We start from the raw sequence: 10,036 nt of genomic DNA, 5'->3' as shown, positions 1-10,036 counted from the left end.
GCGGTGATAAGCCGTCCCCCAAGTCGGTGTGGGCCGACGCCCACGACCTTGAATTTGAATTTGAATTTGAATTTGAATTTGAATTTGAAATTAAGCCGGGATTCAAAAAGGCCCCCCTTTTTTTCAAATCTCCATCACTTCCCTCGGTAACCGGCTCATTCTGATTCCGCCTTCCGGCCTCACCACGACCGTCTCGCTGAACGCCAGTCCTGCCGCCGAGGTGTACATATGAAATACCATGTTTTCTTCAAGTCGCCAGTCTGCCGCCGGCGTGAAACAGTGCGAGAAATCACTCGGACGCGGCGTACGGGTGTAAAGTCCGAGCGCATAACCGGTAACATTGCCATATTCTGCACGTAAACCGGCGGCGAGCACGCCGTTGCGTAAAATCGCATCGACATCACTGGCTCTTGCACCTGGCTTCATCGCGGCGATCTGCGCATCCTGCAGGGCAATCAGCTGACGGGCGATATGCTGCCGCTCTGCGCTTACACCGCCAGAAATAAACGGGCGCATCAGGCGGGCACTGTAATGTTTTACCTTCGGGATCAGCTCCACATGCAGAATGTCGCCGTCGCGGATAATGTCCTCGTGCGTCTGCGCATGCAGAAAACCGCTGTCACCGGCGGAACGGACGACAGGCCCCGTTTCGCCGGTATCCGCGCCTTCGGAAAGGAAGACCCCCGCCGCCAGCGAAGCCACATCCCGCACGCGCCAGCCCGCTTTCACCTGCTCTTTCAGTGCCAGAAAGGTGGTATCGGCGATAAACGCCGCCTGCTGAAGACTGTCCAGCTCGTAATGGAATTTCACCTGCCGTATACGATCACTGACACCCGGCATCGGCCGCCAGACAGCATCAGGTAAATATTCGGAAAGCTGCTGCCAGGTATCCACCGTCATGCCATACGAACGGGTATCCGCCCCAAGACGGCAATCGCGATATCCCCGGGCAATAAGACTGTCTGCCACGCATTTCCACGGATCCTGATGGTCAGAGTAAGTGACAACGTCACGAAACCAACTCAACTGACGACAAGGCGCTTCATCAAGCTGGCGTAACACGATCCAGGGCTCACCACTCAGCGGCACCAGACAGGCACGGTACAGCGTTTCCGATACGGTAAAACCCGTCAGCCATGCCAGCAGTTCCCCGCTGTCAACCAGCATCACTTCTGCATCAGCCATGCGCATGGCATCACGCAGGCGGCTCAGTGCCGCCAGATTCACAGGCATCGACATCCGTTTATCCTCTTTCAGGCGTCAACCGGCTGACAAATTTCGAGGATGGCCAGCAGATATACCCGCACGGTATCGAGGAAATCTTTAATGTGAACACGCTCGTCCGGCATGGTGTTGAACTTGCCGCCGGGCCCGCATACCACGCCTTCCATGCCCAGCATCTGATAGAAATGCGCGGCGTCAGTGCCATAAAATGCCGGTGGCGTGATAACTCCGGTGGGCTGTTGTTCACCGCGCACCGTCTGATAGGCACGGTTCACCGCTTTAACGATGAGGGACTCCGGTGATACTTCGAATGGCAGCATGGTCGGGCGATGACGTTTACCGTCATCAAACAGTTCCGCCTGCAGGCCGGGGAATTCACCGCACAGGTTATCGAGCAGCGCCTGTAAATCAGCCAGTACGGTATCGACAGTTTGCCCCGGTGCAAAACGCGCAGACCCGCTGAGGCGCACAAAGTCAGCCACCTGCGGCGGACGCCATTCCTCTAAATCACGCCCCAGCGCACCGTGAATGGTGCCGACATGGCCACGGTTAATCTTGCGGTGATCGTCCGTTTCCGCACCGGTAAAGGTGATGTTATTGATTTGCGGGATTAGCCTGATGGCCGCCTGTATGGCATCAACCGCTTCTTCGCGTTTTGAAAGATGGCGTGTGTCGCCGGTCAGTTCGATGGTGAACATCAGCGACCCGGCGTGCATGGTCATCGCCTGCACATCAGTCGGTTCTGAGTTAATAAAATAGTCCGCCCGGATGCCCTGTTCGATGGCCGCAATGGTGCCGATCCCGCCCTGCAACTCGCCGACCACATAAGTCAGGATCACGTCACCTTTGAGTTTCACGCCATTGTCGATCAGCGTTTTCAGCGCGCAAAAATACGCGGCATCACCGGCTTTCATATTGGAAACACCGATGCCATAGATGAATTCATCATCGATTTTTCCTGCCCACGGATCCACCGTCCAGCCTTCGGTCACCGGATTGGTATCGAGATGGCCGTTGAACAACAGGCTATGGCCGCCGCCCTCTCCGCGCAGCGTACCAATAGCGTTCAGACGCTCACCCGGCACCGGTTGCAGCTGCGTCTCAAGCCCGAGCATCTGCATCTGGCTGGCCATGTACTCTGCCAGTCTGCGCTCGCCGTCTGTCTGGCTGTAACTCTTGTGCTGTACCATCCGCGACAGAAAATTCAGGCAATAGTCATCGTCAATGGCGGCCAGTAATTGTTGAGAATTCATGTGTAACCCTTTCAGTATCAAAGATGGTCTGTAACGGCCGTTTCGGGCGTATGCACCGCCGCCAGCAACGCCTTCGTATAATCATGACTGGCGTGTTGCACCATGGCGTCGCCCGGCAGCACTTCCAGTAAATCCCCGCGATACATCACCGCCACGCGGTGTGCAATCTGGCGGATCAGGTTCAGATCGTGGGTAATAAACAGGTAAGCGGTGCCGTAACGACGGCGCAGTTCCAGCAATAATTCGATGACCGTCGCCTGTACGGAGACATCCAGCGCGGCGGTGATTTCATCGCATATCACCAGTTCGGGTGGGTGCGCAAATGCCCGGGCAATCGCCACACGTTGCTTCTGTCCGCCGGAAAGTTCATGCGGAAAACGCCGGGCGAAGCTGGCTGGAAGACGCACATCTTCCAGCAAACGCGCTATGGCCTGCGCCTCGGTTTCGCCGTCCGGCAAACCGTACAAACGCAACGGACGGGCGATAATCTCGCCGATACGCTGACGCGGATTGAGGGAGGCATCCGGATGCTGGAAAATCATCTGCACACGGCGGCGGTAGTCTTTGTCCATTTCCGCACGGCCAAACAGGTTATACCCCCTGAAATCAACCTTACCGCTGAACGGCACCAGCCCGGTCAGCGCTTTCGCCAGCGACGATTTACCGGAACCGGATTCACCCACCACGCCGACGATTTCCCCGCGATGCACCGTCAGGCTGACATCCGATGCGGCACGGGTTTTGCCGTTTTCACGGCGAAACAGCCGGTCGAGCAAACCGTGACGACCATAATCAATATTGATGTTTTGCAGGCTGAGTAACGGCTGCGCGCAAACCGGTACGGCATCTGTCAGACGGTGAGCGGGATCCGGCACTGCCGCCACCAGCTTTTGCGTATAAGCATGTTGCGGCGAAAGGAACAGCGTGCGTGCACTGGCCTGTTCAACGATGTGGCCTTTTTCAAGCACACAAACACGGTCTGCCACGGCCGACACCAGTGCCAGATCGTGCGAGATATACAGCGAGGCAACACCGGTTTCTTCACGCAGGCGGGCAAACAGCGCCAGAATTTGTGCCGAACTGATGACATCGAGAGCGGTCGTCGGTTCATCGAAAATCAGACATTGCGGTTCGCAGGCAAACGCCGTGGCGATCAGTACCCGCTGTTTTTCGCCGCCGGAAACCTGATGCGGATAACGCTTCATCATCGCCGCCGGATTTTTCAGCTCGACGTTGCCAAGCAACTCAATGCCCAGCTCCCGTGCCTGTCTGGCATCCAGCCCGCGATGGCGGATCAGCACTTCGGTCACCTGCTCACCCAGTGTCAGCGTCGGGTTCAGCGAGGCGCCCGGATCCTGAAAAATCATGCCGAGTTTGCCGCCACGCAGGTTTTCAAGCTGCGGTTTCGCCATCTGGCATAAATCTTCGCCCGCCAGCAAAATACGCCCGCTGCGTTCCCGCGCATTCGTCGCCATATAACGCATTACCGACCAGCCCAGTGTGGTTTTACCCGAACCGGACTCCCCTACCAGCCCGACCACTTCGCCGCGCTGCACACTGAGTGAAATGTCCTGCAAAACCTGTAAAGGTTCGGCATGAGGCAGCAGGTAATCGAGGCTGTAATTCTCTATCGCTAATACGGCTTCGCTCATCAGTGGCTCCTCGGGTTAAGCGCATCGCGCAGGCCATCGCCCAGCAGATTAAAACCAACCGCCACCAGCGCGATCGCTACACCTGGTATCAGCATCATCCACGGCGCATTAAAGAAATAAGCGCGGGCTTCTGACACCATCAGCCCCCATTCCGGCTCCGGCGGTTGTGCGCCAAGGCCGAGAAAACTCAGTGTGGCAAACAACATGATGGCGAAGGCCACGCGGATAGTGGCTTCCACGATGATCGGCGCGACAATATTGGGCAACATTTCACGCAAAATGATGTAGTGCGTGGCTTCACCACGGGCAATCGCCGCGCTGATGTAATCCTGCTGACGCGCAGCCAGCGAGACGCTGCGGGCAATGCGCACCATGCCGGGCACAAATGCGATGGTGATCGCCAGTACCGCATTGAAGCTGCTCTGACCGAGGGTGCTGACAATCAGCAGCGCAAACAACAGACTCGGGATCGACATGACCGCGTCCATTGTGCGCATAATGGCTTCGTCGGTTTTGCCGCCCAGATAGGCGCTGGCTGTGCCGATCACGGCACCTATTACCATCGACATCAGTGTCGCCAGCAGTGAAAGCACAATGGTGGCGCGCGCACCGACCATCACACGGCTGAAAATATCGCGCCCGAGCTGATCGGTACCGAACCAGTGTTCTGCTGAAGGTGCTTTGTACCGTGCCAGAATAGAAATAGATTCCGGATCATAAGGCGCGATATGCGCCCCGCCGCACACCATCAGCGCAGCCACCGTTAAGATAAACAACCCGACAGCGCCCTGCGGCGAACGGATTAAATGCTTCATCACATCACGCATAACTGATCCGTTTATCGAGGAAAACATAGGCCAGATCGGCCAGGAAATTAACGACGGAATAGGTCGCGGCAAGGATTAATACCCCGGCCTGAATGGTGGGTAAATCCCGTGCCTGCACGGCCACGATCAGTTCGCGACCAATCCCCGGAATGGCGAAAATTTCTTCCACCACCACGATGCCACCAAGCAGATAACCCACGTCGAGCGCCACAATAGTGATGGTGGGCAGCAGGCCGTTACGCAGCGCGTGACGCCACAAAATCCTGCGGCGCGACAAACCTTTGAGATGTGCGGCGCGGATATAATCGGTCTGCAACACATCGACCATCTCCGAACGCACCATGCGTGAAACATGGGCCACCAGAATCAGTGCTACTGTCACCGACGGCAGGATCAGATGACTGATGCCACCCCGGAAATCCTCCGTCAGGGGCACATAACCGGTCGCGGGCAGGATCTGCCAGACATCAGCAAACAGCAGCAATAACAATGTGGCGGTCACGAATTCCGGAAAAGAAATGCCGACATATGACAGTACGCTGACCAGCATATCGGCCAGTTTTCCGCGCCGGACCGCCGCCCAGATCCCCAGCGGAATCGCGACCACCAGCATCAGCAACAGCGCACAGACCGCCAGCAGCAGGGAACGCCCGAGCGCGGCCATAATGGTCGGCGCCACCGGCAAACCATTACGCATCGAGACGCCGAAATCACCGTGCAGCACGCCGTGCAGCCAGTGCCAGTATTGCAGCCACGCCGGATCACTGAGTCCGAGACGCGCACGCACGGCAGCCAGCGCTTCCGGCGTGGCGTTTTGCCCGAGCAGGGTTACGGCGGCATCCGCCGGTAACAATTGCGTGATCCCAAACACCAGCAGCGACACCACCAGCAGGGTGTAAATCACCAGCATGAAACGTTTAAACAGATAACTCGCCGTCACTATCAATGCCCCCTGCTATTTTCGGGTCGGGGCTTTCGCCGTCAGCCACACATGATCAAGACGGAACACCGCACCGCGCGGATGAAGCTGATAACCGGCAACGTAATCCCGCCCTGCCGCCAGCAAATCGAAGAATGCCGGGATCAGCGACGGCACGTCGTCGTGCATCAGCTTCTGTGCCTTGCCGTAAAGTACGGTGCGTTTTGCCGGATCGGCAGTTTCACGCGCCGCTTTTACCGCCGCATCAAATTCAGCGTTATTCCAGCGGGTTTCATTCCACGAGGCCGTTGAGGTGTAAAGCAGCGAGAAGACCGCATCCGGTGTGGGTTGCATGTTGTAGAAGCCAACGTAAAAATTGCCTTTTTTCCATACCTGGTCGAGGTAGGTGCTGTGTGCCATCGTCTGCACCTTAATGCGAAAACCGCCCGGTTTGGCCATTTCACGCAGTGCAATCCCGAGCTGGGTGCGGGTGGAGGGTTTATCCGAAGCGATCAGCGTCAGATCTATTCCGTCGGGATACCCGGCATCTTTCAGCAATGCTTTGGCTTTGGCATAATCCGGCGCTTTCAGCGGCTCATTCAGGTAATACGGATAGGCCGTGTTAAGCGGGGTATCGTTGCCTGCCGTGCCGTAGCCTTCGGCGACAAAATCCACGGTAGCCTTGCGATCCACACACAGCGCCAGCGCCTGACGGACGCGCACATCGTTAAACGGTTTGGTGTCACACCCCATGTTCACGTTGAGGAACTGACCGGACGGCACACGCAGCGGCACTATGCCGGAAGATTTTGACAGGCGCGCAAATTCGGTAGAGGCGGCGGAAAGCATCAGATCGGTGTCACCGGCAATCAGCGCGGAGCCTTCAGCGATTGCATCCGGATAAACCACCACTTCAACGCGATCCAGATGCGGACGTGACGGGTCGTAATAATGCGGATTACGCTCAACCACAATCAGGCGTTCAGGGTCAAACGACACCAGTCTGAACGGCCCGGTGCCGATGGCTTCCTTGCTCAGACGTTCAAGCTGGCCGCCCGCAATCGCCGCAGGAATAATCTTCGCATCGGGATAGGCCAGCATCACTGGCAGATCGGCGTAAGGACCGTCGGTGCTAATCACCACGGTGCTGGCATCCGGTGCGGTCACTGTTTTGATCGGACCGATATTGTGCTGGCCGGGAGAGGCATTTTTCGGGTCAAGTATGGCGTTCAGGCTGGCGACGACATCGGCAGACGTACAGGCAGAGCCGTCATGGAAACTGAGGTTTTGGCGCAGGATAAAAGTCCACTGCGTCAGATCGTCGCTGGCTGTCCAGGACGCGGCTAAATCCGCTTCAGCTTTCATATCCTGCGTCAGACGGGTCAGGCCGCTGTACAGCAATTCGGCCATCAGATATTCCGGATTGACGCGCGCCTGCTGCGGATTAAGCATGCCTGCCGCCTGGTCCACACTGATGCGCAGTACTCCACCTTTGCGCGGTGAACCGCCGGAACCGGTGGCGCTGGACACAGCAGCGGCAACATTACCCGACCACGGTAACAGTGCCGCGCCGGTGAGAATGGTAGATCCTGCGATAAACTGACGGCGGTTAACGCCTTTCATTGCACACATTATTGAACCCTCTCTGCGGAATTCGAAAAGCCCTGGGTTGGCGAATTTTCTGTGGGAATAAAATCAGAAGCTAAATAAGCAAGAATGGACTGCGATAACGCGACGACGTCCTGCATGGTTGTATATTCATCCGATGCATGGATACGGTTTTCCGGCCGGGCAAGCCCGCCGAGTAATATTTCCTGAATGCCTGCCTGCTGAACCCAACCCATGTCAGAACTGGTGGAAGAACCCCAGACAGCGAAATCGTTTGCGTGGAAACCAAAACCCTGACCGAGTGCTGCGAGCCAGCGCGGCCAGTGGGATCCGGTTGGATCACTGACCGGGGCCAGATGGCCAATCAGGTGATACTCCACTGACAGCGCGGCTGAGTCTTTCATGGCCTGGGTGATGCAGCCGGTGAGTTCTTTAAAGACCCTTTCAAAAGGTTCTTCCGGCGAATAGCGGCGGTTGACCAGCAGTTCAAAGCGCGCGGGAATGGTCGAGCCTTTGCCACCGCCCTGCGCGGCCGCCAGGGTGAGACGGGACGTGAGCGGCCGTCCTTCAAAATGTGGCGGCGCAGGCATGGCTGAGGCACGTTGTTCGACATCGTGTTTCAGCGCATGCAGCGCATTCATCAGCGGCAGGCTTTCTTCAATAGCATTAATGCCACCCACCGGATCGCCGGAATGCGCCGAGCGGCCGGTGATACAAATTTTGAGATCGATACTGCCGAAGCATCCCCCCCAGATACGCGGCACCGCCCCGCCGTTAAAGCTCAGCATATGACCGGCAAATAATTTCTGCTCAGCCAGATAACGCACACCGGGATACAGCCCGCCTTCCTCATCGGTACACAACAGCAGAACCGGATTAAATTTCAGCACCAGCCCGTGACGTTGCGCAGCGCGAATTGCTGCAAGTGTCGCGACAATCGTGCCTTTCATGTCAGCGGCACCGCGGCCAATCAGTTTGCCCTCCGCCTGGGTAAGCGCCAGCGGCGGGTAATTCCAGCCATCACCGGCAGGCACGGTATCCACATGAAAATAGAGATTACAGGCTTCGGTCGCGCTGCCCGGTAACGTAGCAATCACATTGACCCTCTCACCCTGTGCGCTGCCGTCCGGCGTTTGCCACAGATTTTCCGGCACGCTGACGCGCTGACAGGCAAAGCCCATCGGCTCCAGCAGAGATTCCATCAGGGCGGCAAATGCCGGATAACCGGTGCCCGGGGGGAAGCAGGTATCCACTGCCAGCATCTGGCTGAGATCCTGTAAAATGGCGGTTTCGTCCTGCCGGATGGAGTCCAGCGCAATTTGCAAACTTCCTTCGCACGACATGCTATACTCGCTTCATTCTATTTCTATATAGTTTATAGATAAAGCAGATGCCCGTTCAGGTCAATAGGTAATCAGGTATGACACAACAAAATAAAGCAGAGCAGGACGCTTCCCCTTTTGGCCGGTTAAGTGAAAGGGAATCCGCGCCGTTATACGAAGTGGTGAAACGTCACATCAGCGAATCCATTCTGATTGGCGAGCTGCCGCCGGGCACGGTTTTACCGAGTGAAAACGCGCTGGCGGCTGATTTCGGGGTTTCGGTCGGTACGGTGCGCAAAGCGCTGTCGGCGCTGACCACAGAAGGCATGCTGATGCGGCGTCGCAAGACGGGCACCGTGGTCACCGGCTGGGCACCGTTGCACAATCTCAGTTATTTCTTCCAGTATTTCCGCCTGCATGGCCGTGATGGTGCACTGCTGAACTCCGAGACGATTTTGCTCGATCACCAGACCGGCCAGGCCAATGCCCGTGAGGCTGAAAAGCTGCAAATTGACGACGGCGCACCGGTTATCCGCATCCGTCGTTTACGCCGGGTAAAAGGCATTCCTGCCATGCACGAACGGCTGGTGTTACCGGCAGAACGCCTGCCGGATTTCCCTGCTGCCAGTGATTTGCCTCCGCTGCTATACCGTTTTCTGCTGGAAAAATACGGTGTCCGCGTGGCGGCCGTGCGCGAGCAGTTGATCGCTGAAATGGCCGATGCAGACGACCTGAAATGGCTGGAGCTTGAAGCGCCACACGCGGTGATGGTGATCGACGAAGTGTCGTTTGATCAAAGTGCCGTGCCGGTGATCATGGCGCACCACCGGTTCAGCACAGATCATTTTATGTATGTGAATGAGATCCGGTAGTTGCAGGGGGGCGGCTGCAACGGGGCCGCTTTAAAATCAACTTCAACTTCAACTTCAAGGTCGTGGGCTCGCCGCCCACACTGGCCCAGAGGACGCGTAAGCGCGCGCCCTCTGGACTCCCGCGCTTTTTCACTGCGCGCTTCGCTCGCTGGCTATGTTTCAGGTAGCACAGCGACAGGCTGGAAATCTTGCCGCTGCGCGGTGCCTTCTCTCGGTCTTCGAGCCATAGGTCTCGAAGCCGCTCCGTTCAGCAAGATTTCTGAATCGCCTTTGGCTTTTTTAAAAGACAAAATCAGTGAAGTTGTGCAGTTGAAGCCTGAGGCCGGTTCCAAAATACCGCCGGACGAGAGGTGGAAAAC

Annotated in this window: 9 protein-coding genes; 1 reads left to right on the top strand and 8 read right to left on the bottom strand. The window is 57.0% G+C overall.

Annotated features, from left to right (window positions below; all coding sequences use genetic code 11):
* Positions 1 to 123: 123 nt before the first annotated feature.
* From J1785_RS07835 to J1785_RS07805, 7 genes are read right to left on the bottom strand one after another with little or no spacing between them, the layout of a single operon-like run.
* Entirely contained in the window at positions 124 to 1,239 is a 1,116-nt protein-coding gene (locus tag J1785_RS07835) for a M24 family metallopeptidase (protein ID WP_217219175.1), read from the bottom strand.
* Between the two features lie 14 nt (positions 1,240 to 1,253).
* Positions 1,254 to 2,477 carry a M20 family metallopeptidase gene (locus J1785_RS07830; RefSeq protein WP_129990631.1) on the bottom strand — a complete coding sequence of 408 codons (1,224 nt, stop codon included), beginning with the start codon at positions 2,475 to 2,477 and terminating at the stop codon, positions 1,254 to 1,256.
* Positions 2,478 to 2,494: 17 nt separating this feature from the next.
* Positions 2,495 to 4,129 carry a dipeptide ABC transporter ATP-binding protein gene (locus J1785_RS07825; protein WP_217219174.1) on the bottom strand — a complete coding sequence of 545 codons (1,635 nt, stop codon included), beginning with the start codon at positions 4,127 to 4,129 and terminating at the stop codon, positions 2,495 to 2,497.
* The gene (locus J1785_RS07820; RefSeq protein ID WP_129951437.1) at positions 4,129 to 4,956 is read right to left on the bottom strand and encodes an ABC transporter permease; all 828 of its coding nucleotides are present in this window, start codon (positions 4,954 to 4,956) and stop codon (positions 4,129 to 4,131) included. The genes J1785_RS07825 and J1785_RS07820 overlap by 1 nt, the downstream gene beginning before the upstream one ends.
* Complete coding sequence (locus tag J1785_RS07815) at positions 4,949 to 5,896, bottom strand: ABC transporter permease (RefSeq protein WP_217219173.1); 948 nt, start codon at positions 5,894 to 5,896, stop codon at positions 4,949 to 4,951. The genes J1785_RS07820 and J1785_RS07815 overlap by 8 nt, the downstream gene beginning before the upstream one ends.
* Before the next feature lie 15 nt (positions 5,897 to 5,911).
* Positions 5,912 to 7,507: an ABC transporter substrate-binding protein gene (locus tag J1785_RS07810; protein WP_217219172.1), complete on the bottom strand. Its 1,596-nt coding sequence runs from the start codon at positions 7,505 to 7,507 to the stop codon at positions 5,912 to 5,914.
* A complete protein-coding gene (locus J1785_RS07805) occupies positions 7,507 to 8,826 on the bottom strand; it encodes a M20 family metallopeptidase (RefSeq protein ID WP_217219171.1) in 1,320 nt (439 codons plus the stop codon). The genes J1785_RS07810 and J1785_RS07805 overlap by 1 nt, the downstream gene beginning before the upstream one ends.
* A 77-nt stretch (positions 8,827 to 8,903) precedes the next feature.
* Here J1785_RS07805 and J1785_RS07800 point away from each other — a divergent pair, with 77 nt between their 5' ends.
* Positions 8,904 to 9,677, top strand: a complete 774-nt coding sequence (locus J1785_RS07800) for a GntR family transcriptional regulator (protein ID WP_129951441.1) — start codon at positions 8,904 to 8,906, stop codon at positions 9,675 to 9,677.
* 152 nt (positions 9,678 to 9,829) lie between these two features.
* Here J1785_RS07800 and J1785_RS07795 read toward each other — a convergent pair.
* A partial coding sequence (locus J1785_RS07795; RefSeq protein ID WP_217219170.1) for a hypothetical protein occupies positions 9,830 to 10,036 on the bottom strand: 207 nt, incomplete at its 5' end.

This window comes from Rahnella perminowiae, from assembly GCF_019049755.1.
Taxonomy (GTDB): Bacteria; Pseudomonadota; Gammaproteobacteria; order Enterobacterales; family Enterobacteriaceae; genus Rahnella; species Rahnella perminowiae.
This window is presented reverse-complemented; position numbering and strand designations above follow the sequence as displayed.

Excerpts from the sequence above, each read along its gene's own strand:
- J1785_RS07805 (WP_217219171.1), bottom strand. The coding sequence starts at position 8,826 with ATGTCGTGCGAAGGAAGTTTGCAAATTGCGCTGGACTCCATCCGGCAG.
- J1785_RS07825 (WP_217219174.1), bottom strand. The coding sequence starts at position 4,129 with ATGAGCGAAGCCGTATTAGCGATAGAGAATTACAGCCTCGATTACCTG.
- J1785_RS07830 (WP_129990631.1), bottom strand. The coding sequence starts at position 2,477 with ATGAATTCTCAACAATTACTGGCCGCCATTGACGATGACTATTGCCTG.
- J1785_RS07820 (WP_129951437.1), bottom strand. The coding sequence starts at position 4,956 with ATGCGTGATGTGATGAAGCATTTAATCCGTTCGCCGCAGGGCGCTGTC.
- J1785_RS07800 (WP_129951441.1), top strand. The coding sequence starts at position 8,904 with ATGACACAACAAAATAAAGCAGAGCAGGACGCTTCCCCTTTTGGCCGG.
- J1785_RS07810 (WP_217219172.1), bottom strand. The coding sequence starts at position 7,507 with ATGTGTGCAATGAAAGGCGTTAACCGCCGTCAGTTTATCGCAGGATCT.
- J1785_RS07835 (WP_217219175.1), bottom strand. The coding sequence starts at position 1,239 with ATGTCGATGCCTGTGAATCTGGCGGCACTGAGCCGCCTGCGTGATGCC.